Annotated in this window: 22 protein-coding genes; 12 read left to right on the top strand and 10 right to left on the bottom strand. The window is 51.3% G+C overall.

Going from position 1 to position 25,681, the window contains the following annotated elements; genetic code table 11:
• The first annotated feature begins 1 nt into the window (after position 1).
• The 7 genes from ACR0L3_RS03790 to ACR0L3_RS03760 are packed head-to-tail and all read left to right on the top strand — an operon-like array spanning position 2 to position 7,296.
• On the top strand, positions 2–1,531 hold the full coding sequence (locus tag ACR0L3_RS03790) for a pilus assembly protein TadG-related protein (protein ID WP_480743773.1): 1,530 nt from the start codon (positions 2–4) through the stop codon (positions 1,529–1,531).
• 15 nt (positions 1,532–1,546) lie between these two features.
• Positions 1,547–2,044: a TadE/TadG family type IV pilus assembly protein gene (locus tag ACR0L3_RS03785; RefSeq protein ID WP_480743772.1), complete on the top strand. Its 498-nt coding sequence runs from the start codon at positions 1,547–1,549 to the stop codon at positions 2,042–2,044.
• On the top strand, positions 2,041–2,703 hold the full coding sequence (locus ACR0L3_RS03780) for a TadE/TadG family type IV pilus assembly protein (RefSeq protein WP_480743770.1): 663 nt from the start codon (positions 2,041–2,043) through the stop codon (positions 2,701–2,703). The genes ACR0L3_RS03785 and ACR0L3_RS03780 overlap by 4 nt, the downstream gene beginning before the upstream one ends.
• Positions 2,700–3,929: a CpaE/TadZ family protein gene (locus tag ACR0L3_RS03775; RefSeq protein WP_480743769.1), complete on the top strand. Its 1,230-nt coding sequence runs from the start codon at positions 2,700–2,702 to the stop codon at positions 3,927–3,929. Before ACR0L3_RS03780 ends, ACR0L3_RS03775 begins: the two co-directional genes overlap by 4 nt.
• 12 nt (positions 3,930–3,941) lie before the next feature.
• On the top strand, positions 3,942–5,330 hold the full coding sequence (locus ACR0L3_RS03770; protein WP_480743767.1) for a TadA family conjugal transfer-associated ATPase: 1,389 nt from the start codon (positions 3,942–3,944) through the stop codon (positions 5,328–5,330).
• Complete coding sequence (locus ACR0L3_RS03765; RefSeq protein WP_480743766.1) at positions 5,327–6,295, top strand: type II secretion system F family protein; 969 nt, start codon at positions 5,327–5,329, stop codon at positions 6,293–6,295. The genes ACR0L3_RS03770 and ACR0L3_RS03765 overlap by 4 nt, the downstream gene beginning before the upstream one ends.
• Before the next feature lie 14 nt (positions 6,296–6,309).
• Positions 6,310–7,296 (top strand): type II secretion system F family protein, encoded by a 987-nt coding sequence (locus tag ACR0L3_RS03760; protein ID WP_480743764.1) that lies wholly within the window; start codon positions 6,310–6,312, stop codon positions 7,294–7,296.
• A 321-nt stretch (positions 7,297–7,617) separates the two neighbouring features.
• Here the strand turns inward: ACR0L3_RS03760 and ACR0L3_RS03755 are convergent, their stop codons facing one another.
• The gene (locus ACR0L3_RS03755; RefSeq protein WP_480743762.1) at positions 7,618–8,547 is read right to left on the bottom strand and encodes a response regulator; all 930 of its coding nucleotides are present in this window, start codon (positions 8,545–8,547) and stop codon (positions 7,618–7,620) included.
• Positions 8,548–9,099: 552 nt separating this feature from the next.
• Here ACR0L3_RS03755 and ACR0L3_RS03750 point away from each other — a divergent pair.
• Together ACR0L3_RS03750 and ACR0L3_RS03745 are read left to right on the top strand one after the other, a co-directional pair.
• The gene (locus tag ACR0L3_RS03750; RefSeq protein ID WP_480743760.1) at positions 9,100–9,840 is read left to right on the top strand and encodes an acyl-homoserine-lactone synthase; all 741 of its coding nucleotides are present in this window, start codon (positions 9,100–9,102) and stop codon (positions 9,838–9,840) included.
• Between the two features lie 414 nt (positions 9,841–10,254).
• Entirely contained in the window at positions 10,255–11,388 is a 1,134-nt protein-coding gene (locus ACR0L3_RS03745; protein WP_480743759.1) for a response regulator, read from the top strand.
• A 54-nt stretch (positions 11,389–11,442) separates the two neighbouring features.
• On the opposite strand, the gene ACR0L3_RS03740 is transcribed toward ACR0L3_RS03745, so the two are convergent.
• Positions 11,443–12,780 (bottom strand): cytochrome P450, encoded by a 1,338-nt coding sequence (locus ACR0L3_RS03740; protein WP_480743757.1) that lies wholly within the window; start codon positions 12,778–12,780, stop codon positions 11,443–11,445.
• A 294-nt stretch (positions 12,781–13,074) separates the two neighbouring features.
• On the opposite strand from ACR0L3_RS03740, the gene ACR0L3_RS03735 reads away from it, so the two are divergent.
• Positions 13,075–14,517, top strand: a complete 1,443-nt coding sequence (locus ACR0L3_RS03735; RefSeq protein WP_480743755.1) for a sensor histidine kinase — start codon at positions 13,075–13,077, stop codon at positions 14,515–14,517.
• Between the two features lie 153 nt (positions 14,518–14,670).
• On the opposite strand, the gene ACR0L3_RS03730 is transcribed toward ACR0L3_RS03735, so the two are convergent.
• The 3 genes from ACR0L3_RS03730 to ACR0L3_RS03720 all read right to left on the bottom strand — a co-directional run bounded on the left by ACR0L3_RS03730 (position 14,671) and on the right by ACR0L3_RS03720 (position 19,427).
• On the bottom strand, positions 14,671–14,913 hold the full coding sequence (locus ACR0L3_RS03730) for a glycine zipper 2TM domain-containing protein (protein WP_480743754.1): 243 nt from the start codon (positions 14,911–14,913) through the stop codon (positions 14,671–14,673).
• Positions 14,914–15,266: 353 nt separating this feature from the next.
• Complete coding sequence (locus ACR0L3_RS03725; protein WP_480743752.1) at positions 15,267–18,386, bottom strand: efflux RND transporter permease subunit; 3,120 nt, start codon at positions 18,384–18,386, stop codon at positions 15,267–15,269.
• The gene (locus ACR0L3_RS03720) at positions 18,387–19,427 is read right to left on the bottom strand and encodes an efflux RND transporter periplasmic adaptor subunit (protein ID WP_480743750.1); all 1,041 of its coding nucleotides are present in this window, start codon (positions 19,425–19,427) and stop codon (positions 18,387–18,389) included.
• 390 nt (positions 19,428–19,817) lie between these two features.
• Here ACR0L3_RS03720 and ACR0L3_RS03715 point away from each other — a divergent pair, with 390 nt between their 5' ends.
• Both ACR0L3_RS03715 and ACR0L3_RS03710 read left to right on the top strand, forming a co-directional pair.
• Entirely contained in the window at positions 19,818–20,675 is an 858-nt protein-coding gene (locus ACR0L3_RS03715) for a hypothetical protein (RefSeq protein WP_480743748.1), read from the top strand.
• The gene (locus ACR0L3_RS03710) at positions 20,672–21,436 is read left to right on the top strand and encodes a hypothetical protein (protein WP_480743746.1); all 765 of its coding nucleotides are present in this window, start codon (positions 20,672–20,674) and stop codon (positions 21,434–21,436) included. Before ACR0L3_RS03715 ends, ACR0L3_RS03710 begins: the two co-directional genes overlap by 4 nt.
• Positions 21,437–21,644: 208 nt before the next feature.
• Here the strand turns inward: ACR0L3_RS03710 and ACR0L3_RS03705 are convergent, their stop codons facing one another.
• The 5 genes from ACR0L3_RS03705 to ACR0L3_RS03685 all read right to left on the bottom strand — a co-directional run bounded on the left by ACR0L3_RS03705 (position 21,645) and on the right by ACR0L3_RS03685 (position 25,659).
• On the bottom strand, positions 21,645–22,022 hold the full coding sequence (locus ACR0L3_RS03705) for a SnoaL-like domain-containing protein (protein WP_480743745.1): 378 nt from the start codon (positions 22,020–22,022) through the stop codon (positions 21,645–21,647).
• A gap of 196 nt (positions 22,023–22,218) precedes the next feature.
• Entirely contained in the window at positions 22,219–22,671 is a 453-nt protein-coding gene (locus ACR0L3_RS03700) for an SRPBCC family protein (RefSeq protein ID WP_480743744.1), read from the bottom strand.
• A 106-nt stretch (positions 22,672–22,777) separates the two neighbouring features.
• Complete coding sequence (locus ACR0L3_RS03695; RefSeq protein ID WP_480743742.1) at positions 22,778–23,590, bottom strand: XdhC family protein; 813 nt, start codon at positions 23,588–23,590, stop codon at positions 22,778–22,780.
• Between the two features lie 12 nt (positions 23,591–23,602).
• Positions 23,603–24,790, bottom strand: a complete 1,188-nt coding sequence (locus ACR0L3_RS03690; RefSeq protein WP_480743741.1) for a vWA domain-containing protein — start codon at positions 24,788–24,790, stop codon at positions 23,603–23,605.
• Between the two features lie 2 nt (positions 24,791–24,792).
• Complete coding sequence (locus tag ACR0L3_RS03685; RefSeq protein ID WP_480743739.1) at positions 24,793–25,659, bottom strand: AAA family ATPase; 867 nt, start codon at positions 25,657–25,659, stop codon at positions 24,793–24,795.
• Between the last annotated feature and the right edge of the window lie 22 nt (positions 25,660–25,681).

The following is a 25,681-nucleotide window of genomic DNA, read 5'->3' as shown; positions in this document are numbered from 1 at the left end:
CATGCTTCCCAAAGCAGTCATATCTCGCATTGCAAAGGACGAACGCGGCACGATTGTTCTCCTTTGGGGGACAGCGCTTGTAGCTTTTCTTGGCTTCTTTGCGATCACCATGGATGTCGGTCGGTTAAGCTCAACCCATGCGGAACTCCAATCTTACGCTGACCATGTTGCATTAGCCGCGGCAGCAGAATTGGACGGGCAACCCGATGCGCTGACACGTTCGACAAATGCAGCTGTTACTTTGATTAGCCGCAGTCAGACATTCGCGGATGGGTCGAGATCACTGTCAGGCTCAACCGATTTCACTCTGACATTTCATTCCGCCCTGCCCGCTTCGGATCTCGATCCGCTGGGTGCGGATGCCACAACTGACCCGCGCGAGGCCAAGTTTGCTCAGGTCGTCCTGACGCCAAAATCGTTCAGAATGAATCTGGCGTCCGCATTAAACCGCCTCGTCGGTGGCGACGGAATTACGGCACTGACGCTCTCAGCTGAAGCCGTTGCAGGTTATTCCAAGGCGGCCTGTGATATTTCGCCCCTTATGTTCTGCCTGCCCTCGGACTGGGAAACAACAATGGGCGTCGGTGATCAGATCCTGCTGCGCAGCGGTGGCAATGGGACCGCTTGGGGGCCAGGAAACTTTGGCTTCATCGATCTTGACCTGTTTCAAGATACCTCGGGCGTGTGTGCCGATGAAGGCGGGAACAAACTGGCTTGCCTAATCGCCGCACAGAACCAAATTACCCAATGCGTCCTGACCAATGGTCTGACTACAGAACCGGGACAAAAAGTCGGGATCACGAATGCAGCGTTCAACGTCCGCTTTGACATCTTCCGTAGCACGCTTAACAGCGAGAAGAACGACCCAGACTTTGCGCCAGCGCCGAACGTTATTAAGGGCATCCAGAAGAAAAATGGTGGTGCTTGCATTCAAGGTAGCGAAGAGGCCACTCCGGATACTGTCGCCCTTGGCCGTGATGCGTGTCTGATTGCAGGTACGTGTGGCCGCTTCGGTGACGGTACTTGGGATCGCCAAGGTTATTTGAACGCGAACCATGACCTTTCACACTTGGATGCGTTAGAGGACGGGGTTGGAAGCGATGCTCATCTACCCCCACTTAGCGGTACCAACACCGTGTTCGCTGGCACGCGCTATGGAATGTACCTACGCGAAATCGAGTATGGGAATTCTCCTTCCAACCCCAATGCACCATCCATACTAAATTCGGGCCTTGCCGAAACTGGTCGCCCAATGTGCTCAAGCGAAATGTCCGATGATCCAGCGCGGCGCGTCGTGATTGCGGCCGGCATCAACTGCACGGAAAACCCTGTTTCCGGCAGAACCTCTGGTGTTCCGGTTACACAGTTCGTCGCGGTATTTTTGACCGAGCCTGTAGGCGATGATGGTGGGTCTCCACCCAGCTTTGACATCCACGGCGAGGTTGTTGGTTTTCCAGACGTCTCGGGCGTTGGCAGTGGCGGCAACGGGTTCGGCGGTATCTTCCGCGACGTTGTTCAGCTGTACCGGTAAGGGGGGCGTTTGGATATGATTTGTCGCTTGGCCCGCCGCTTCAAACGCTTCGTAAAGAACGATGCAGGAGCAATCCTTGTAGAGTTCGGCCTGATCTTGCCTTTCATGTTGTTCCTACTGGCAGCAACGGTGGAAACGGCGCGTTTGATGTGGTCATACCAAGCGGTGATTGCAGGTGTCCGGGATGCAAGTCGCTATATGTCCAGGGTTACACCAGCAGATATCTGTAGCTCGGGCGGATCTGTCGTCGGGCTTACAACAACACTAAAAGACATCGTCGAAAAAGACAGAAACGACGGCGGCCTTTTCGAACCAGGCGTCCGCGTAAACTCGGTAACGCCCAGTCTGTCCTGCGTTACAGGCACGTATCGCATCAGTCCGGCCCCTGTTGGACAGGTCAGCGCCAATGTCACAATTGATTTCCCGATGAGAGGCATGCTGTCCCTGTTCACCAGCATTGAACCTTCGTTGACGACGGACATTTCTGACACAACGCGGATTTTCGGACAATGAAGTGCTTCGATCATATCCGTGCACAAATGCGCAAGTTTGGACGCAGGCTGGTTTCAGATCAGGACGCCGGAGTTCTTGTCGAATTCGCTATTGTCGTTTCATTGTTCTTGTTTATTTTCATGTCGCTTTTGGATTTTGGCCGCCTGTCCTACAGTGTCGTGAACGCGCAAAAAGCTTCACAAATGGCTGCCAGAATTGCGGTGGTGCGACCACCCGCCTGCACCTATGTCAGCGGCGATCCACTGCCGACAACACACGACCGTGGTGGGGAGCCATCTTCGCCTCGTTTCGGTACAGCTTGCAGCGAGGCGGCCGGTGTGTGCATCGATCCCGGCGATCTAGTTTGTGTGGGCGCCGCGAGCAACCCAACCGCTTCTGAAATTTGGGGACGCATCAGCCCGCTTTTGCCACCTGGCGCCACCATAGATAGCCTGCGGATTGTTTACGAATTTGACTCCGATTTGGGTTTTCTAGGCGGCCCCTACACCCCGATGGTCACAGTTGAATTGGACCTGGGCGACTTTGAATTCGTGTCTCCGTTGGCCGCTTTGGCGAACGCAGCAGGAGCGTCAAACAGCACAATTCCAGAAGCGGTCGGCTATTCCAGTTTCAGCGTCTCGCTGCCTGCTGAAGACCTTGCATTAGGAGAGTCAGGATGACGGAAAAAAATGTTTCCACACTGAAATCACACTCGGTCATGCTTGTATCCGAGAACGAGGCAATCTCTCAGATTGTGGCCGATGTGTTTCCGGCGGATGAAGACAACAAAGTCACTGAGAATGCGTGCACGTTTCAAGCCCTGAATGGAACTGCCCTTCAGTTGGCCTTCAAGCATGATTTGGTGATCTTTGAAATTGATCCGGATGATGCAGGTGAAGTGGAAGCTATAAAAGACGTTCTGGCGCATCGCGAAGACAACACGGTATTCGTGGCTTTGACGCAGAACGACCTCACGATCAGCAAGGCACGAGAGTTGCGAAAGATCGGTATCGACGAAGTGTTACCGCTTTCTATCGATGGTGAAGAGTTAAAAGCTGCGGTCAGCGAGACAATCAGCACCCGCGCGGTTCCAAGTTCGGCCCTACAAAGTGCTGCTTTGACGTTGGGAAAAGTTATACCGGTTGGCAAAACTCGTGGTGGAGTCGGTGCGTCGACGGTCGCCGTTAACCTTGCTTGCTCATTAGTAGGCGGAAAAGGTTCGTTCTTCCGGAAGTCAGCAAAAAGCCGTGTCGTCCTTTTGGATTTTGATCTTCAGTTTGGAAATTCTAATGTTTTTCTGGATCTAGAAGACAACGGTGGATTCCTGCAGCTAATTGAAAACGCTGAAAAACCTGACGATCATTTTCTTTCTTCGATCCTTCAGGAACACTCTTCGGGTGTGGATGTCTTATGCGCACCGGTTCCGATGGTACCGCTGCAATCGATACGGCCTGACGTGATTGAAGGTATGCTCGATCTGCTTCAACAGCGATACGATTACATTGTAATCGACCTTCCCTGTGCCGTTGTCGAATGGGTCGAGCCCATATTGAAACGGGCAGCTCAGCTGGCTCTCGTCACAGATACCTCAGTTCCATGCGTGCGCCAGGCGCGGCGATTAATCGATTTCTATCGAGAGGCAAACATAACCCTGCCGGTTGAAATCATTGTCAGCCGCGAACGCAATACACTTGTCCGGCCCTCGCACGTCCGAGAAGCCGAGAGTCTATTGGAAACAAAGCTGAAACACTGGCTTCCGGACAATCCGAAAGTCGCTCGCAATTCCGTGGATCTTGGACGGCCGATCGTGGACATGAAACCGCAATCGGATATTGGCAAAGCCTTATCAAAATTGGCCATTGCCGTGTCGACTGAGGTTCAACCTGCCGCTGTAAAAAGTCTGTAAAAGGAGATCACCGTGTTCAATGAATTCAGATCACGCAAGGCTAGCTCCAAGTCGAATGTTCTGACGCTGGAAAGGCCAATCGAAGTGTCTCCTGCACAGGCTGTCTCCGAACCTGTAGACGTAGACCTACAAGCCCATCTGGAACTAAAAAGCCGCTTGCACAGTGAATTGCTCGACAGGCTCAATCTGTCCGTCATCGACAAAGTTGAACGGTCGGAACTGAAACGGCAGATCGCCACTTTGGTGACCGGCATGGTTGAAGCCGAACGCCTGCATATGCGGGCTGAGGATTTTACGGTTCTTGTAGATGAGCTTATTCACGAGGTTCTAGGCTTAGGGCCGCTGGAACCGCTTCTTGCAGACCCAACCATCAACGACATTCTCGTAAACTCCTATGACCAAGTTTACGTCGAACGATTTGGCCTGCTGGAAGAGTCCAATACGCGTTTTCGTGATGAGCGCCACTTGCTGCGTATTATTGACAAGATCGTCAGTAAAGTCGGCCGCCGCATCGATGAATCTCAACCCTGGGTCGACGCGCGTCTAGAAGACGGCAGTCGTGTGAATGCAATTATTCGACCTTGTTCCGTGGATGGTCCGGCCCTATCGATCAGGAAATTCTCGCGCAACCCGCTGACAATAAAAAAGCTGGTTGATCAGAATAGTATGAACGATCAAGCCGCTCGACTTCTCGAAGCGCTGGTCGAAGCGAGATTGAACATTCTTATTTCCGGAGGCACCGGGTCCGGTAAAACGACCATGTTGAACGCCGTCTCATCGTATATCGATGGTAAGCAGCGTATCGTGACAATCGAAGATGCCGCCGAACTACAACTTCAACAAAGCCACGTCGTAAGATTGGAAACTCGTCCCGCAAACGCTGAGGGGCAAGGTGTGATCACTCAGCGTGATCTGGTCCGCAACGCTCTAAGGATGCGTCCGGATCGCATCATTGTCGGCGAAGTGCGTGGTTCAGAGTGCTTTGACATGCTTCAGGCCATGAACACTGGACACGATGGTTCGATGACCACCGTGCACGCGAACTCGGCCCGCGACGCTTTGAGCCGGGTCGAGCAGATGGTCACAATGCTTGGGGCTGATCTGCCTGTAAGAACCATTCGGTCGCAAATTGCTTCAGCTATTCACGTTGTGCTGCAACTCAGCCGTCTTAGTGATGGTACGCGCCGCGTCGTCAGCATTTCCGAGATAACCGGAATGGAAGACGACACGATAACCATGCAGGACATCTTTGTCTTCAAGCGTCGAGGTAAATCAGAGAATGGTGAAATTCTCGGAGAATTCCTTCCTACTGGAATTCGCCCGAAATGCTTCGACCAATTGGTTGCTGCCGGCGTAGACGTCGACACCAACATGTTTATTCGAGGGGCTGTGTCATCATGATCGATCTACAGCCTGACACAATAAACATTCTGATCTACATCTCTATTTTCATAGGGATTTTGCTGGCTTACGAAGGCTTGCAGCAACTATTTCTTCGCAGGGAAACCCTGACAGAAGCGCGTAACCGGCGAATGAAAATGCTCCAGGGCGGAGCATCTTCCGACGAGGTTCTTCAGCTGTTGCGTGATCCCGCAATGATGAATCCAGGAGAGAACCCTGGCTTGAGGGTTCGCTTCCGGCGCCTGCTGGTCCAAGCCGGCGTTGTGATCAATCCGATTTGGATCGCCTTTGCCTCACTTGTGTTGGCAGTCGGGGTTTTTGTTTTTGCGACCCGCTATATTTCTTCAGAACTGGCGTTGTTGGCTGGTGTCGTTTGCGGCATTGTCGTGCCTCTGTTCACGCTGATCGCGTTGAAAGAGGAAAGATCTCAAAAAATGACCAAGCAGTTGCCGGACGCTTTGGACCTAATGGCGCGCGGCCTCAAAGTTGGCCACCCGATTGCGGTGACCGTTGGGAATGTCGCAAGAGACCTACCGGATCCAATCGGTTCGGAGTTTGGCATTATCCAAGATCAGATTAACTACGGCGACGATGTTGCAACCGCCTTTCAGGATTTTGCAAATCGCGTTGGAACAGAAGATGCCCACTATCTTGCAGTCAGCGTCGGTATTCAGCACGGAACCGGTGGTAATCTGGCGCGGGTGTTGGCAATCTTGTCCCAAGTCATCCGCGACCGCCAAACCATGCAGAAAAAAATCAAAGCCATCTCTGCCGAGGGGCGTTTGAGCGGCTTTATTTTGACCTTCCTGCCGGTACTTATCTATCTCTCGATCGAGCTTTCCACGCCTTCATTCTATGGCGACGTCCGAAGCGACCCGCTGTTTCCCTACTTCGCAGGCGCGATTGTCGGACTGATCGTTCTTCAGGGTCTTATTCTAAGACGGCTCGTTAAGTTCAAGTTTTAAGAGGGAGCAGAGACATGGAAAATATTCAAGAATTCCTGAACGATCCAAATCTTCCCCTGCAATATCTCTTGCTGGCTGGCATTGCCATAAGTGTATTCTTCGTAGTGCTAGGGGTCTCGGGTATGGCCACCAGCGACGATACAGCTGCGCGACGTATACGCGCCGGAGCCATCTCGCGCGGGCACGGAGCGGACTTTGACCTCCTTCAGGGGGACAATAGCGACCCACATGGGCTGTTTAAGGCATTTGTGCCATCTTCCAAAAGCGAACGGTCGCGAGTAGGTCGCCTTCTGAAGCAGGCCGGTGTGCAACGCAAGAACGCTGTACGCACTTTCTACTTATTCCGAGTTATCATGGGTTGCGTTCTTCCCATTTCATTTGTAGTAGCAATGGCTTTGCCACTTGAAGCACAAGTTCAACTGGGCATCGAAAACCTCTTGCAAAGTGTTACTTGGGTAAATGCATTGCAAATTGTGACCGCATTGATGGTCATCGGCTTCTATGGACCGGCACTCTGGCTGCGCAGACGGATTAGAAAACGTCGTCAAGCGATTGAGCACAGCCTTCCGAATGCACTTGATCTACTCCAGGTAGCGATCGAAGCAGGTTTGGGCTTTGATGCGGCGATGGTTCGCGTGTCCCATGAAATGGCACGTGCTGCTCCGGAAATATCACAAGAATTCGCTATCCTGCAGTTAGAATTGCAGGCTGGTAAAGAACGCCAAACAGCGTTTCTAGATATGGCCGATCGCGTTGGTATTGATGAAATGCATTCCTTCGCTAACACGCTTTTGCAGTCTAATCAGTACGGGACCAGTATCTCCACAGCTCTCAAGACGTTTGCAACAGATATGCGTTTGGATCGCGAGCTTCGCGCACAAGAAAGGGCTAACCGCCTGCCCGTGCAGATGTCAGCAGTTATGGCTTTGTGCATGATGCCAGTCTTGTTGATGATTTGCTTGGCTCCAATGGTGATACGCTGGATCAATATGTTTGGCTAATTCCTGACCTATTGATCACAAGGTTCACCTGACCACTCCGGAGCGGCACGAACAAACCGAAAATCCGTGGTGGCTTCAAGCTCTCCGTCAGCGGCGATACAGCTCGAACCAATAAGCTTTTTCTCTTTGTTTCGCCCCAGCTCGGTCGCTGGCCAATTCCACCCAAACACGCCGGGTCTTCAAAAAACTAACAAACGGCGTCTACGTAAGGCTGAAGATTGGCCTCTCGTTACTGATATCTGAAAGGCAATCATCCAAGAATAAGCCGGGGTTTCTACTGCCCCAGGCTCCTTACTAACCGCTGGCTAAAAGTAATGAGTTTCAACCAAAGCTGGCTGCTTGATTGCTGGTCAGCTCGGCCATTTCGACGGCTTTGTCTATCAAAAACAACGCTTCCATCTTGGTTTTGGCTTCCAGAATAACTTCTTCACCAACTTGGAAAACCAAAGCACTGCCCAAAAGAACGCCATCGGTAATTTCCGGCCCTTTCATAAGCAAACGTTCAGCACTCACTCCGCTTTGATTATCGAAAACAAACAGGAAGACGCCATTTCCCCAATACGTCGCTACTTTGCGCCCTTCTTTTGTTGCTCGAAGCAGAGCAGCACCCGCTGATGCCATGGACTCTCTAAACTCGTTTGTCGAACTGGACTTGTAGATCTGATCCACGTCGGTCACTTTGACGGCCATAATTTTTGCCGCCGCAGAATGCATAGTTGAAAGCTGAACGACGTAATTCTCAAATTCGGCCAAGCCAATACACCCGGGCAAATCCCCAAAATATTGCGGCTCGCTCAGACGGACAACTGGATACACTTCGGATTCCTGCCAAGCGTCTTCATCAGCTTCCAGCACCTCAATTGCTGCCCTGCGTTCTGCTGCCATCCTGTAAGCATCCGAAAGCCTTTGCTTCAGATCAGAAAACTCAAACGGTTTTGTGACATAGTCCGTGGCACCGGCTTCGAACGCTTCATCAATATATTGTTTTTGCACCATGGCGGTCACCATGATGATAGGAGTGTACGTATACCCCGGAAGTTTACGGGCTTCCTCGCAAAGAGTTATTCCGTTCATCTTTGGCATCTGTACATCCAAAAGCAAACAGTCGAATACTTCTGCGGGGTTTTCCAGGATATCAAGAGCGTCTTTACCACTTCGGGCGGTAACAACGTCTTTATAACCGAATGCAACGAGAACGCTGCTCAGCAACTCCAAGATACTGGGGTCGTCATCTACGGCAAGTATACGCATAACTTTTCACCAACCTTTTGCACCGAACCAATCGCTGGGCATTGCAGACTAAGAGCAGCGATTGGCTGGCACATAAAACTCTCAGGACTAGGGCATGATGCAGAAGAAACGCGGCAAAAGGTTGACCCAAGGTGGGCTCAGTTATGTTTGCGCATCATTTTTTTTGCGTTCTTGCCTTGGTTACAAGAATCCAGCTTTCTGAGTTGAACCCAACTCAATCCTGAGATGCGTGTCGTGCTTCAATTTACATGAATTTGTAGCGCGCGCCTGACTGCGCGATTTCGCCAGATGTATATTTTAAAGTCCGCATTCAAAACTGAAGACGAAAGTAAACCTTAACAGCAGCTTGTCGGATAATCAGTCAAACAGAAACCGTGCAACATAAAGAAAAAGATCCTTTCAAATAAAGTGGCTCTTTCTACCCCGTTAAGCAATTGATCCGAGGGATGTGAATTAGACACACTTAACCAATAATTCCGAAGATTACTTCATTAGGTTGTAGACTTGCAAAACTGAATCTTGTCATAAGTGTGCCGGAATTATGAGAAAAATATGGACCGACCACTCAGGTATGAGCAAGCTTACACCACTTCGGAAGTCTTTCCGGAGCTAAGCCCTGCTAACGACGCACAGGCTGCGCCAAAGGCCTTGGCGCGGCGCAATCCGTTTGCGTTCAAACGCAACTCGGCCGCAACGCAGGGCGAGCTTGCTGGCGTTCGCTCGACGACTATGAGCTTTCGCAACATTCATGAGCACGGCACGCTGCTGTCAAAATACTTGGAAACACGTAAGTCTATTTTTATTGACAGGCTAAATTGGCAAGTCGGTGAGACTGATGGAATGGAGTTCGACCAATACGACACTCCGGCATGCCAATGGGTCGTGCTTCATGAGTTTGGTGAAGTTCTTGGTGGCGTGCGCCTTTTGCCAAGCACAGCACAATGCGGGATGTATAGTTACATGTTGCGGGATGCGCAGAGAGGTATCTTAAAGGATATTCCTACTGACATCTTGTTCTTCGAAGCCCCTGTAAAACCGACTGTGTGGGAAGCGACACGTTTCTTTGTAACAGAGGGTGTCTCGTCCTCGCGCAGACTGCTGGTTCAGCAGGAACTGTTTCACCAAATGACCGTTGCGGCGAAAAATGGAGGGGCGACCAGCATTTTAGGGATCGTCCCTTCCGTCTGGGCGCGTTGGTCAAGGCGGCTTGGTGTTTCCGCGTCTCCTGTAGGGGCTAAATTCTCTATTGATGGCACCGCGAGCCAGTCTGTTCTGTTCAACATCGGCAATTAGCTCATAGAGTATTGGTGCTGTTTAAAGGGACGAAGACCTAGCGTGTTTTCTCCTTCCACAATACAGTCATTTTCTACGATAGGCTTTTGCGGGATCTGGCAGATCAAGTTCAATGTTCAAATCTAGTCTGAACGTAAATGTCTCTTTTGACCCTATCGGCAGCACTATTTGAAAGTAAATTTAGGTCCGACAAATCCCTTTTAATTTAACCTGCTAGACTAGTCACATTACTTTAGTCCGGCCCGACAGAGACTGCATTTTATGGCGCCAAAATGGGCGCTGAGGTGACAAATGCCAAAATAAGGTCAAGAAAATACCCCGTTTCCCGTAGGTTTTCTGCTGTTTTGCCGCTGTTTCGTCCCACTCGCTTTCTATTCTGACCAAGTTAAACAGAGTAACAGCGGTTTATCAGTTATGAGACATTCTACTCTCGGCCATGATCGATTCCAAAAAAAGCTGGAGATCCAGTCGCTGAGACAGGTCACACTTAATGTGTTGGTCGTTGATGACGAACCGAGCATACTTGAGTTGCTTCAATCGGCCCTTCCTGAGCTTGAAAACTGCAAAGTATCTGTCGCCGACTCCGCTGAAGCGGCTCTCATGAAAGTAAAAACGGCGGAAACTCCGTTCGATTGCTTGCTTGTAGATATTCAGATGCCCGAGACCAGTGGAATTGAATTGCTCAAGCAACTTCGCAAAATGCCAGAAAATCTGGACACGCCGGTGATTATGCTGACAGCGATGACAGACCACGGCCACATCGAGGAAGCCTTTTTAGCGGGTGCATTTGACTACATTACAAAGCCGTTTGATTTCTTTGAGCTGCGCAGCCGCATGAATGCAGCCCATCTTCTAATGATGGAGCGCATCAAAGCACAGTCTTCGTCGGCTTCAGTGGAAAATCTCCGCAAGGAATTGGATTTCAATAAGCAATTCAACTTTGAAGACCCACTGTCGATAGAAGGGTTGGACCGTTGTCTGCGATATGTCGAGTTCGACAACTATGTCAATCAATTATCGAGAGGGCGCCGCTTTGACTCTTGGGTGACGGCGGTCAAACTTCGAGGTGCGGAATACCATTTTGACATGAATGATTTCGGGTCGTTTCGACGTGTCATATCTGACATTGGCAATTGCCTTGAAAAGGCTTCGAAAAAATCCCAAGGAGTTTTCTCGTACCGTGGAAGCGGTGTTTTTCTCATGATCACTCATGGGTACGGCCACACAAACCAGTTACCGACCGAAGAAGTTCTTAACAGAAAACTGAGGATGGTCTTGAGCAGCCGTTGTGCATCGGCGCATCTAAAAACTGTGGTAGGTTCGCCGGTGTCCATGCGCTCATTCTCGAAATCAGGGGCGCTCAACGCCTTGAACCAAGCATGGGAAAAAGCAAACAGCCGAGACAAAGCGCTGGGAAAAGGCGCATCTCTAAGAACACCTATGCAATCACAAACCCCGCCAGTGGTTGAAGAAAAGGTAAAAGGTAGGTTGTTTGATAAGGTATTACGTGAGCTCTATGGCGAGAACACTTACCTTGATCGCAAGTAACCCAGATCCAATACCACTTTGCAAACGCCTGTAGGTTTGATGCCCTCTATCGGCTTATGAAACACTTTCGGTTTCCAGGATCAGAGGGCCACTGGTGCGCATGGTAAAGGTTAAAACCGGCTCTGGTAGCTGTGCCTTGCCCAAAGAAAAACTTACGCTTCGAAGTACCGAAGCCATCAAAACCATAATTTCTGTTTCCGCATACTGCGCGCCGATACAAATTCTGGGGCCGTCTCCGAATGGGATATACTGACCGCGAGGAAGCGAAGCGCCCAGGAACCGTTCAGGCCGATATTCGTTAGGAGCTTCCCAAAGTTTTTCGTTCCTGTGTAACGAGTAAACTGGGAAAAACAGTGCATCGCCCTTTTCGACCGTAACACCCTTGATTGTGACAGTCTCGGATGCATCCCTGGCAAAAAACGCGGCAGACGGGTAGAGGCGCAATGCTTCTTTGACGTGGGCACGAAGCAACGGCATCGCCTCAAGATCAGAAAACTCTACCAATCCTTCCGGTCGAATTGCCCGAATTTCCTCTCGTATTCCTTGCTGCATTTCCGGGTTTAGCGCCAACAGATAGTAGCCCCAAGCCAAGGCATTGGCCGAGGTTTCGTGACCCGCAACGACAAAGGTCAGCAGGTTATCAACGGTTGTTTCTTCGTCTTCGAAATCCGTCTTCAACGCGTCAATCATAAAATCAAGAAAATCGAGGGGTTCGTTCCGATTTTCGGATCGGCGCTGTTCAATAACTTGTCGCGCAAGATCACGCATCGTTGTCACCGGAGCCCTACTGCTCAGCCACTTCTTACGAGGCAACCACTTCGGCAAGCCCATCAAGTCAAACAAGGAAATATCAGAGATATATTTGAAGTACTTGATCAAACCCACGCGAATTTGTTCCGAACTAACTTCTTCGTTGCCGGAAAAAATCACGCGCGAAATGTTCGTCAAAGTCGATGCAGGCGCGACTTGAGCAACGTCAACGGGTCCTTCGTTTTCAGCCAACGACTCTGCAACTTCTGCACCGGTCTCTGCAAAATGTCGCGCGAGCACCGGCAAATTTCTGGCTGCAAAAAGGGGGGAATACCTACGTCTTTGTTGGCGCCATTTTTCGCCTTCGGACAGGATCAAACCGTTTCCGACGGCCGAGCCGATAATATCTTTTGTGAACTTAGCCTTCGGGAAAGTGCGCCCCTGCCCGACCAACAATTCCGTGATCATTTCGGGATCACAAAAGTAATGTATGTTTAACGGGCCGCGAACATACGTTTCGCGAAGTGTTTCTGCCGGAATTACCTCTAACATATTCCGACCCGCCGACCTTGCAAATTGCAGCAAAGTCACAGGTTTTTCCGCAAGTTTCGCCGCAACCGGAGTGACGTCGAACTGCTTCATTTTCGTCATTCCAAACGCGGTCAAAACGCGGTTCCTTCAAGTGCCACAGCCTGCCTACATTTCAATCTAGGTGGGAGAACATCATATTAGCAATGAAATCATAGACTTTTGGCGCCAATGTAGGCAGTTGCGCAACAATAAACCTCCTCACCTCCATGGCTGCTACCGGTGAAAGCGGAACAATTAGGGCTAATCTTCGAAATTATTGCCAAACTGTGAACCCAATTCCGACCAACTACGTCCTCATTGTTCCGTAATAACGGTTCGAAGGAAGCGTAAGATGAAGACTTTGGGATGACGGCCAGCGATCCAGTGCAGCCGGACCGGTCCACCGGTGAACCGGAAAACCGGCTTCTGCAGAACATCAAGGATTACACTGCCATGAGCTTTGCGCTTTTATGGCAGCGACAAGCTATTTTCTTGGCGACAACCATACTGACCGGGTTCTTTTTCGATCCAATCAAGGCGTTGTTGTTCTACGGAACGATACTCATCTGCGAAGCTCAAGACTTGATGCTGGCCAGGCGTGTACCACGCCTCAGGCCGGACCAGCACAAAGCAATTGCGATGATGGTCGCTTGGATTCTGCTGAACACTATCCTCAGCTCAATTGCAATCTGCTTATACACAATTTCGGTGGCATTCTCACAGCCGACCGGGGGGCACTTTACCCCATTGTTCTTCTTGTTCGCCGCAGCATTGTTCGCCGCTATGAACAACCATCAGTTCGTGTGGGCGATGATTGTTCGCCTGACGATGTATGGTGTTTCGTTCATGGTGATAGTCGTCAAGGACATTTGGGTCGAACGTCCCGACCTTTCGTCCGATCTGTGGTTACAATTTTTTACAGTCGTTTTTGTGATGTACTTCTTGATCGACTGTTCATTGGTATTCCTAAAGCTTTACCGAAAAAATCTTGAACAACTCGAAAAACTAAAAGCAGAACACGAAAGAACCAAAGCCGCTTATATTGCTAAATCTCAGTTCATCTCGACAGTCAGTCATGAACTGCGCACACCATTAACCTCAATCAAAGGGTCGCTGGATTTGATCAATACCGGTGCTTTGGGTGATATTCCTGAACCGATGCAAAACATTATTCACCTTGCAAGTAAGAACAGTGAACGCTTGGCTTCCTTGATTAACGACGTGCTCGACATTCAAAAGATGGAGGCCGGTGAAATGAGGTATCAAGAGGAAAAAATTGACGTTCACGAGCTGGTGCGAGAAGCGATTTCACACAATTTGGGCTACGTCAGCGCGCACAATGTTGAAATTGTTCAAGACATGCAAAGCAATGAAAACGTATACATCAGGGGCGACGCATCGCGACTTCTTCAAGTGCTAGCGAACATGATTTCCAACGCGGCTAAGTTTTCGTTTGACGGTGGCGAGGTTATCGTTGGCTGTAGGAAACGAGGAAAGCAGGTGCGTATATTTGTCAAAGATCAGGGCGTCGGCATTCCCAAAGGTTGCCGAGATAAGGTTTTTGATCGCTTCTCCCAAATTGACTCCTCTGATGAACGCCATGCTGGGGGAACCGGGCTTGGAATGCATATTTCCAAAGAAATCGTCGAGCACTTTGGTGGTAATATTGATTACCAAAGTGTGCTCGGCAAAGGCACAGTGTTCTTTATTGAATTACCCATCTTGGCAAGCAAATCGACTGGGTCAAATGTCCGTGCAAGTTCGTTGAAAGCCGACGCAGTGTTACCGAGGCCAAAGGCGGCCAACTAGTCTAAGCTAACAGGAGCTTGCCAAGAAGCTTGCAGTCAGTGATGCCTTTCGAACGCAAGCTCTTGGTCAAGTCGTACGTAAAAACTGGGCTACGTGCTTTTCGGCAGAGCACCTCCAAGCGCGCATTGCCTCAGGTTTTCCTTAGGTTTGATTTCACGGGCAAGCTGATTGACCAGCGTACATGCCAAGGCCTGCACCTGCTGCTGTTGCGAGGTCCTTACCAGTACCACCACCGAAGCGGTTGCCAATGACACCACCAAGGGCAGCGCCACCTATAATACCTGCGGCACATCGCGCATCAGACTGCGCCTGCGCTTGAGTCGCGGTTGTTGGTGCTCCACATGCGGCCAAAAGCAATGATCCGCCAAGTAGGCAAGCTATTGTCACTTTCTTCATATCGGCTTCCTTTTCTGGACAGAACATTCCCGCCTCTAGTTTCCAATCATGTAGGATCGGCAACCCCGTACTCCAAGTATTGGCCATTCTCTTTCTTTTAATCGTCCAATGGTCTTGGTTGCGGTTGATCACGTACCAGACGCTAAACTTGGAAGGGCAAGACACGCGTGTTGCTACCGCTTTAGGCTTAACCTCAATTTCTGGCAGCATCACTCAGAAGGCGGTGACGCGCCCAAAGCAAACGCTTCGGCAAGTCTTGGAAACACGAAATGACCACTGCAGCCAGTTGATCGCGTAGAAGCAAATGAAGTGGCAAACTCAATTAAATACTAGATCAATCCTGTTCCATGATCTTAGCCAGAGGTCGGTTGCTGTCCTAAGACCCGTTCTCTTAGTCGCTCTAAGACAACATACAATACCGGCACCAGCACGAGGCTTAAAAGAGTTGCCACCAGCATGCCCCCAAACACGGCGGTTCCAAGCGAACGGCGCGCCGCAGAGCCCGCACCGCTTGCAATAACAAGTGGTACGACACCCAAAATAAAGGCGAATGCAGTCATTAACAGAGGCCTTATTCGAATACGCGCGGCCTCCATCGCCGATTCTTCGATCGATAGGCCTTCTTGACGCCTTCGCCGGGCAAATTCCACAATTAGGATGGCGCCTTTGCTGGCAAGACCGATCAGCATGACAAGTCCTATCTGGCAATAGATGTTGTTATCGTAACCCCGCAGCCATTGCGCCACCAAGGCCCCAAAGATCGCAAGTGGAACCGCCAGCAATACCATCAGCGGCATGACAAAGCTTTCGTACTGGGCAGCCAGAAACAAAAACGCAAAGACAACCGCCAGCGCGAAAAGGATCGGCGCCACATTCCCGGCCTTGATTTCCTGATAGGCATTGCCTGTCCACTCGAACGTGTAGCCCCTTGGAAGTGTTTCTTTTGCTAGTGCGTCCATTGCAGCGATTGCCTGGCTGGAACTATGCCCCTGACCTGCCGCGCCACTGATGCTGGTCGAGCGGAACAAGTTGTAGTGATTGATGGTTCGCGCACCAATTTGGGGCTGCAACTTCACCAAAGCGCTCAGTGAAACCATACTGCCTTGGTCATTTCGTACATAAATCCGCCCGATGTCTTCTTCGGCCTGTCTGGCATCTACATCGGCCTGTAAATAGACTTTATAAACCCGCCCGTACACATTGAAATCATTAACATAAACACCGCCTAAAAAGGTCTGAAGCGCGTCGAAAACATCGCCGATCGAAATACCCTCTGTCAGCGCCTTGGTGCGGTCGAGTTCGATGTGCAATTGCGGTGTGCTCGCGGAAAATGGGCTGTAGAGGCCAGATAGCTCTGGCCGGGCATTTCCAGCCGTAACCATTTCTCGGGTTAGCTGTTCTAGATCCTGAAGCGAACCGCCAGTCGTATCCTGCAACTCGAATTGGAACCCTCCGGTCGGCGAAAGGCCAAAAATAGGTGGCGGATTGAATGTGGTGAGTATCCCGCCTGGAAGCTCGTCGAATTGTGCCTGCGCTTGAGCGATAAGGGCAGTAACACTTTCACCAGAGCTTTTCCTTTGATCCCAAGGTTCAAGTACAGCGAACAGGTTGCCCTGATTAGGGGCTGACGTGTTGGTTAAAATGCTGAAGCCGGTGAAAGTGATTACGCCTTTTACGCCCGGCAGATCATGTAAAATTTCATAAGCCTCGTCGACGACCTTTTGGGTCTGACCAAGCGCTGTGCCTTCTGGGGTTTCCAAGCTAATGATGAAATAGCCTTGATCTTCGTTCGGAATGAAACCCGCTGGCACGACCGTAAACATGTAAACAGTTCCAGCCAATAATGCCGCGAAACCCAAGGCCACAGGTTGCCAGACCCGGATGAACCAGCCAACAACCGCTTCATAGCGCCGCGTGAACCACGCGAACCCCTTATCGAATTTCTGGATAATCTTGGCTTTTGGTCGCGCTCCGCCTAACAGCAAACCACACAAGGCTGGGCTGAGCGTCAGGGCGTTGATCGCTGAAATCGCAACGGCCGAAGCAATTGTCAGCGCGAATTGCTGGTAAAGCTTCCCTGTCAAGCCCGGCATCAATGCGACAGGTATGAAAACCGCCATGAGAACCAGCGATGTGGCTACAATTGGACTGGTAACTTCATCCATGGCGCGGCGGGCCGCTTCTTTTGCGTCAGTTTCACCGTTCTCGATGTGCCTCGATACGTTTTCAACCACGACGATTGCGTCATCGACAACCAGACCAACCGCCAGCACGAGGCCGAACAACGTCAGAAGGTTAATTGAAAACCCAAGAGCCAACATCAAAGCAAAAGTGCCAATCAAACAGACCGGAATCGTAATCACCGGAATAAGCGCCGCTCGCAGGTTCGGCAGGAAAATGACGATGACGAACACAACAAGCAGGATTGCTTGGCCAAGCGTTAAAAGGACATCTCGAATTGCTTCGCGATCAAAATTCGTCGTGTCATAGATAACCGTATATTCCAAACCGTCAGGGAAATCCTGAGACAGTTCTGCCATGGTCTCGCGCACCTGCGATGCCAATTGCAGGGCGTTCGCACCTGGCAGCTGCATTATCCCTAGGCCCACCGTTGGACCGCTATTCAGAGTGGAACTGAACGAATAGTCTTCGGCGCCCAACTCTACGCGCGCCACGTCCTTTAGCCTTATTACTGCACTATCTTCACCAATTCCCAGAACGATGTTTTCGAACTCTTCTTTGCTTTGAAGACGTCCCTTTGCAGTCAGGGTAAGTTGGAATTTCTGGTTGTCTCCGATTGGTGGGGCGCCCAAGGCACCTGCCGCAACCTGCTGGTTTTGCTCGGTGATCGCATCATAGACGTCAGACGTGGTCAGGCCGAGGCTCGCCATTTTTTCGGGATCAAGCCATATCCGCATGGCATAAACCCGTTCTCCCCAAACCATGACGGTGCCGACGCCTGCAATACGTTTGAGCCGATCCGTGATGTGGATGTCCGCGTAGTTTGAAATGAACAACTCATCGAACGTGCCGTCTGGTGAAATAAGGTTGACCCCCATAATCAGGTCAACGGACTCTTTCGTGACTGTCACACCCGACGCCACAACTTCATCCGGAAGCTGGGCCATTGCTGTGGACACCCTGTTTTGCGTGTCCACGGCGGCAATACTGAGATCGTAACCTTCTTCGAAAGTGATGGTTATGTTCGAGGTACCGTCATTCGAACTGGTCGACGCCATGTAAACCATACCCTGAACGCCGTTTATCTGCTCCTCTAAGGGGATGGTTACCGCTTCTTCTACAACTTCGGCGCTGCCGCCGGTATACGTCGCGCTGACGACAACTGTCGGGGGTACAACTTCGGGAAACTCACCGACGGGAAGCAAGGGTATTGAAATCAACCCTGCGATCACGATGACTAGCGCGATGACCGAAGCGAAGACGGGCCTGAAAATGAAAAACCGGCTCAGCATTTAGCCATCAGCCTTATCAGCACCCGCCCCGGAGGAAGGCTTTGTGACATCAACAGGCATGCCAGATCGGACGCGCTGTTGACCCTGTACAATCACGGTTTCACTGTCCTTGAGCCCTTTGGATACGATACGGCGACCTTCATAGTTCCGGCCCACGGTTACCCGGCGCCTCTCGGCTTTGCTGTCTTTATCGACGACAAAAACAAAGAACCCGGCTTGATCTTGGGCAACAGCTTCGGAAGGAACAGTTATTTGCCCTGACTGCTTGGTCAGTTGGATGTTCACTTTTGCATACTGACCAGGACGCAGAGTTTTTTCAGGGTTGGGAAACACAGCCCGCACAGCAATTGTACCAGTATTGGGATCAATCCCCGGGTCAGAAAAGTCGAGAGCGCCCGAGTGTGGGTGCACGCTTCCGTCAACAAGCGTTATCGCCACCTTCAGGTCCGGGTTTGTCGATCTGTATTTTTCCAGTTCCAGAAATTGCGTTTCACTTGGGCTTACATAGATGAACAGCGGGTCCAATTGGACCAGTTCAGTCAAAACAGTATCATTTGCTGAGACGACATTGCCTACATCTTGAAAAACGCGTCCGACGCGCCCGGTAATCGGGGCAGATACAGTTGTGTAATCTACGTTGACCTGTGCCGAGTCTACTGCGCCTTGACTACTGTCAAAATCACCTTTCGCTTGGGCAGCGTCGGTGGTCGACCTGTCCAATTGCTCTTGCGCGACTGTACCGTCGCTCGCCAGTGCGGAAAAACGTTCCCTTTCCCTGACAGCAAACTCAAATCCGGCCTGATTTTTGTCTAGCTCGCCCTTGAGACGATTGAGTTCAGTTACATAGGGGCGCTGATCAATCACAAACAGGGTATCTCCTTTGACGATGTCGGCACCTTCTATGAATGAACGAGACTCGACGTGACCATCGACCCGCGACCGAACAGATACTGTGTTGGGCGACTCGGTACGCCCAGTCAGTTCAAGAAATAGCGGCACCTCTTCCGTCGTCGCTTGGGCGACGACAACTTTAGGTGCCATGGTTGATGCCTCTTTCGTGTTTTCCTCGAAACAGCCGGCAACAAAAGTTAAGGCGCACAGCGGCAGTAGATGGCGAACTGTCCGGATTTTACCCGTTTTCCAGCAGTGTAACTGCAATGAAACCTCCCAAACAAAACACCATAAACTTAGGGTAGGTTATTTTGCCCAAGGTGTAATCCACAACAGTTTTGTGCACTCGCTTGGTTTTGGAGCTTGCTGTTGGGAAACGACCGGGGACTGCCAGAGCGCTCGTGATTAGCTATTTTGCGTCCATTTGTGGCTAATGCCGGTACGAATTGATCGAATTATTGATCTAATAGAAAACCCAAGTTGCGCAACAAGCACAGGTCGTTATCCTGAGGCGGTGTGGTTAAAAAGGGTTGGTTTGGGATGGCACCATCTCGGTTGAACAAGGGGCTGTTGCTTTGCGTACTTTTCGCAATGCTTCCCGGTTGTGACAGCAAGGCAGAAAATCAAGACACAGCATCTGAGGCAACTGAAACCGATCCGGCTAACAAGTCTTCTTTATTCACAGCAAACGGAATTGATCCAAACACCTACGCTGGTCGCTTCCAGATCAAATTGGATAAGGAAGTGCCTGTGCGTGACATACCTGTACCCTTTACGGTTTATGGCGGCCTTGAAGAATCCAGTCCAACCCGCTTGCGCCTAAAGGCCTTCGTGGATTTGCGCGGATTGCAGGAAAAGGCACCTCAGATACTGACAGGGCCACTTGAAGAAACGTGCAAACGTCAGATTTACCTTGAGATCCGCGATGTCACAGCCAAAGGTGAAACTGTACAGATCGAAGGTTCTACCCGTGCGCGCTTTACCACCTGCAACAGGCGCGAAGAACCGGGCATTCGTTACTTTGGCGCCACGGTAGATGCGGTTGCGGTCGCAAAGGCAGAGGTCAAGGGCCAATGCCTTACATTCAGTATCGAAGGCGTCGATCTTCATCCGCGTGGATTCATCGGAGCAGTCACAAACCTATTTGGCCTGACCGAACGCATCAACAACGCCGTTCTGGAAAAAGGCGGAGAGTTTTTGGCAGCCCATCCGGTCTGTCCGCCCTTGCCCCAAGAATTTTCTGTCCTCGAGCCGAATTACGAGTCCGGCGGCACTCGTGAAATTGCGCCCGGAGGAATGGGAGCAGCCATCGTTGGGTCGGCTGATGTCAGCGCAGAAACAATCGTCAAAGTCCTTGGAGGGCTTAAAGAGCTTGGTGTATTGGAGTTTGCTGAATGAGACTTTGGTTTTTGATCCCGGTCTTAGTGGCGGCGGTTCTGACCGCAAAAGCGCCCAGCGCACAACAAGTCAACTTTGTCATCGACGCTAAACTGCCCGTGCGTGATACGGAACTACCATATACGCTTGACCTGAACCTCACCGCGGTCGCCCCTACCCGGATCGGAGTGGGCGCGCTTCTTGATCTACGCGAAATACAAAGAAAAGCGCCAGAACGGTTGGCTGACAATGCCATTGTTGATAATTGCGGCCTGCAAGTCCGACTTGATGATCTGAATCTAGAGTCCAAAAGCGACACAATTGGTTTGGACGGCGATGTGACAATTACTATCTTCGAATGCAGCCGAACTGATGAAAGCAACTTTCAACGGGGTGAAGAAAAGAGAGCCATCTTGGCAAACATGTCCACCAAAGCAACGGTCGAATTGCGTGACAATTGCGCTTATTTCAAACTCATCGATCTTACACTTTCAGCACCCGAGGAACAGCGCGAGCAGCTCTTGGAGGACGACACTCTCGAATCCGTAAAAGAACTTATGCTGAGCGCCGTAGACCTTGTGCTCAACGAAACCCCGCTGTGTCCCGAACTACCAGCAGAGCTTGCGTCACTTGACCCCGTTTATAACGAAGGTGGCCCAAGAGAAATCGGAGAGGGTGGACTGGGTGTATTTCTAGACGGATCTGTAGACGTCAGCCCTTCGACGATATTAGACATTCTGACAGTTCTTCAACAGCAAGAGCTCATTCCCGGTCGCCCTTAAACACAAAGCCTTCGAAACCTTAATTGCCTAACCAGGTTGTTTAACGCGGACTATGCCGAGGCTAAGTCACACGTTTCCAACTTTTATGCCTACCCGTGAACGAAGTTAATGGCCTGCGGTCCAACTATCGCACCAAAGCCGTTACAAAATTTGCATTCCGATACTGCACATGAAATCGACACGGCATCAGTTTCACCTGTCGCACCATTTACTTCGGCAGCATGAAGAACTCTTCTAATGTAATTTTGCCGTCTACGACCGAATAAATAGCGATCTCACGCAGTGTCATGCGCCGACCCGTAGCCTTCTGCGTCACCTCAGCCTTAAATCGTACCCCGAAGCGGTTTGGGGGATGGACATATGGTCCATCTACAACAAGCTCGTTGATTTCGTGCGCGTCCGACCAATCCTCTCTTTTCCCTTTGATACCATCCCTACCCTTAGTGATACGGAAATGGCGGACCGGAGGCACAACAGCTTCAATCGACTGTGCGTTTTCGGCATACATTTCATCGACACTCGCAATGCCCCTACGGTTTCGCATTGCCGTTACGAATGTTCTTCCAATCTCAACTAAATCTTCCATGATTGACCTCGCTTTGCGGCCAACCATAACACTTCTTGCACTTGGCAATCTTGACTAGGATCAATTGAAGGTTTCGGCTTTCAGTCAACCCGCAGAACGTCGCCTGACCACTTCAATCAAGAAAAAAAAGATTTGCGGATAAATCCGCAAATCTTGGTCTCGGGTTTCAAGCCGTTCAGAGCAACACCTGAACCGCCTACCCCGCAAATTGCTGCGTGACGATTTCACCAAACTTGTCAAAAAACTTGGCCGAGAGTTTTTTCGCGGTCCCCGCAATCAATCGGCTTCCCAACTGAGCTATTTTCCCACCAATTTCGACTTTGGCTGTATATGAAAGAACTGTTTCGTCGCCTTCCGCTGACAGGGAAACATCTGCGCCCCCCTTGGCAAATCCCGCAGCACCACCTTTTCCCTCACCGCTCAACGAAAACGCATCTGGCGCGTTGGAATTGTCTAATGTCACCTCTCCGCTAAAGCGCGCTTTGACCGGGCCGACTTTCAGCACAACCTTGGCTTCAAGATGCTCGGGCGAATGCTGGATCAATTCCTCACATCCCGGGATACACTCGCGCAGCACATCCGGATCATTGAGCGCGCGATATACTACATCTCGCGGGGCGGAGATTCGGATTTCGTCACTTAGTTCCATTTGAGAGTCCTTTTCTCAACAACACCTTGGAAATACACGAAGCGCAGTCTCAGCCGCTTCTTCCGAGGTCGGTTCTGGTCGTGCGGCCTTGAAAGGCTTAAACCATTTACGCCATCTTTTCATCATGCGATGTCTCCTCGGATTTATCTGAATTCCGCCAAAGCACGATCTCGGCAAGAATCGACAGCGCGATTTCGTGCGGATCGATTGCGTGGATGTCCAAACCGGCCGGTGACTTGAGCCGCTTGGTTTGTTCAGCGTCCATTCCTTGCGCTTCAAGCCTTTCGCACAACACCTTTGCTTTGCGACGACTTGCCACCATGGAAACTCGGCGTGCTGGTGTCTCCAAAGCAGATTTCAACGCAGCACCGTCACCCTTCCCCTGCGAGGCGACCACGGCGAAATCGCGCGGCTCGACGTCCAATGCACCCAAATCGTCAGGGTCAAATCCAATAAAATCCCCGGCGAATTCCGAACCTTCAGGCAAGCAAACACGTAAACCTGCAAGGGCCGCATGAGACGCAAGAGCATGTGCTATCGGAGAATCGCCAAAAATGATCAGGCGGGGAACATGTTGGTAGGGCTCGATCAACAAATCCACTGTGCCGCCCGATGGGCATCCGCTTTTGAAGGTCTGAACACCGTCGGGGTCTGTCATGGAAACTACCTTATCCGAAGGTTTCACACGGATCATTTTTGGTGAACCAGACGCGAGCGCCTCTTTTGCGGATTTGCGAACGGCACTCTGCACGCATGCTCCACCCAGATGACCAATTATTCGCCCTTCCTGAGTGATAGCAGCTTTGCCGCCAGCTTTGGCTGAGGTCGCATCGGCTGTGCGAAGAACCGTTGCTACGCAGAAGGCGCTACCGTTTTTGCGCAACTCCTCAATCGTGTCGAAAATATCGAAACCTGCCATGGCCGTGTCCTTTCACAGTTTTCGGAATTCGGTTTCTAGCGCAGCCAACGCTTCGAGCGTATTGGCGGGCAAATGAGCATCAAGAAAAGGCTCTGCTACCTGCATCGCGGCTGCGATAGGTTGGTAGTCCTTCCACCCTTTGAGCGGGTTAAGCCAAACGATCCGACGAGCCTTACGCCGGATCCTTGCCAGAACGTCCCCAAGGGCCTGAGGCGGAGAGCTGCAATAGCCATCCGAAAGGATCAGTACGATTGTGCGCCCGTTCAAAGCCCTGGCACCGTATCCGTTCACAAAACGCTCAAGGTTACCCGAAATGTCAGTGCCGCCGCCAAATCCTTCGGCCATAAGTGACAGTCGCCCAGCAGCACGAAGCGAGTCATGATCGCTCAAGGCTTCGGTTACGCGCATCAAGCGTGTGTGGAACAAATACGCATCTGCTTCGGCCCCGCTGCCGATAAGACCCTTAAGAAAGGCCAGAAAGACGCGCGAATAAACTGTCATGGAACCACTGACGTCGCACAAAGCCACAATCCGCATTGGACGAGGCGGACGGGCACGAAAATAGATATCCATTGGCTCACCGCCTCGGGCGAGGCTGGCGCGTTGTATACGGCGCATATCTAAAGCTGAACCTCGCAGCGCTTGCTTTCGTCTGCGCGAGCGGCGGTCGCGAATAGCTTTCGCTAGTTGAGTTGCGGTTCGTTCAGCCTGTCTCAGCGCTTCGTCATCCATTAGTTCGCGCAAGTCCCGCCGCGACAGGTTGACCGTACGAGTTGCTATCAACTGCCCGTCTTTCCCCTCGGCTTCCCCGTCGCTCGTATCAGGTGAGACGTCTTGATCCGTTTCAGAACCAGCCTCTTGGGGTTCCGCGTTTTGCTGCTGCCAGATCACAGGCTTGGCGGACTGCACTCGCACATACGAGGTCTGGGCGCTTCCGGCACGCTGCTTCCCCGCGTTGAACCAAAAAGCGTCGAATAACTCGTCAAACCGGCGCCAATCGTCAGCATCCCCTGCCAAAAGGACACACAAGGCCTGCCGGGCCCGCTCGACATCTGTGGCTTCGGTTGCTGCCAAGGCGGCCATGGCGTCCGCAGTTTCCCCGGGCCCGACACGCAGACCATTCATGCGCAAATGTGCGATGAAGCCAGACATGCGATCAGCCAATCCGGCGGCGCGCGAAGGAAACCGAGTGACTTGCATCGCTAAGCCACCTTTCCAATCAACCGGTCCATCACCTCGGATGGCACAGCATCGTAGTCGGCAGCGGTTTTCAAAAGGCACACAAGCGTCGCCTGTACTTCCTCGCGAGATTGCGCCATGTCGTTGACTCCAAGCCCCGATAACGCAGCCGCCCAATCCAACATTTCGGCGATACCCGGCGTTTTTTCCAAGTCTTCCTTTCGTAACGCTTGCACAACATCAATGATCTGTCGGGCAAGAAGACCTTCGATCTCTGGCATACGAGACTTCAAAATGGCTACTTCCGTATCTCTCGAAGGATAGTCTAGGAAACTGTACAAACACCTGCGGCGCAACGCGTCTGATAGATCACGGGTCCCGTTTGCAGTCAGCAACACGACGGGCTTGGATCGCGCTTTGATCGTTCCAAGTTCAGGGATAGTGATTTGAAAGTCGGACAGTATTTCAAGAAGATAAGCCTCAAACTCCTCATCTGCCCTATCAATCTCATCAATCAGAAGAACCGGCGGTTCTGCTTGGCTGATTGCTTCAAGCAACGGTCGTTTCAGCAGGTAGTCGTCAGTGAACAGCTGCGCTTCGCTTGTACCGCCCTGCGCCTCGCTGGCTCGTATCGCCAGCAGCTGTCGCTGGTAATTCCACTCATAGATCGCGTGACTGGCGTCCAGGCCTTCGTAACACTGCAAACGGATCAAGCGCGCGTCATGCTGAGCTGCAAGCGCTTTGGCCACTTCAGTCTTGCCAACGCCAGCCGGACCTTCCAGCAGCAATGGGCGACCCAGTGTTTGCGCCAGATGCAACGCCATAGCCAGGCGGTCATCGGCGACATACCCTACCCGCGCAAGGCCCTGCTGAATTTCTTGCAAGCTCATGCTATTCTCCCGGATTGCCGCC

It is taken from the genome of Ruegeria sp. CK1 (assembly GCF_056536545.1).
This window is presented reverse-complemented; position numbering and strand designations above follow the sequence as displayed.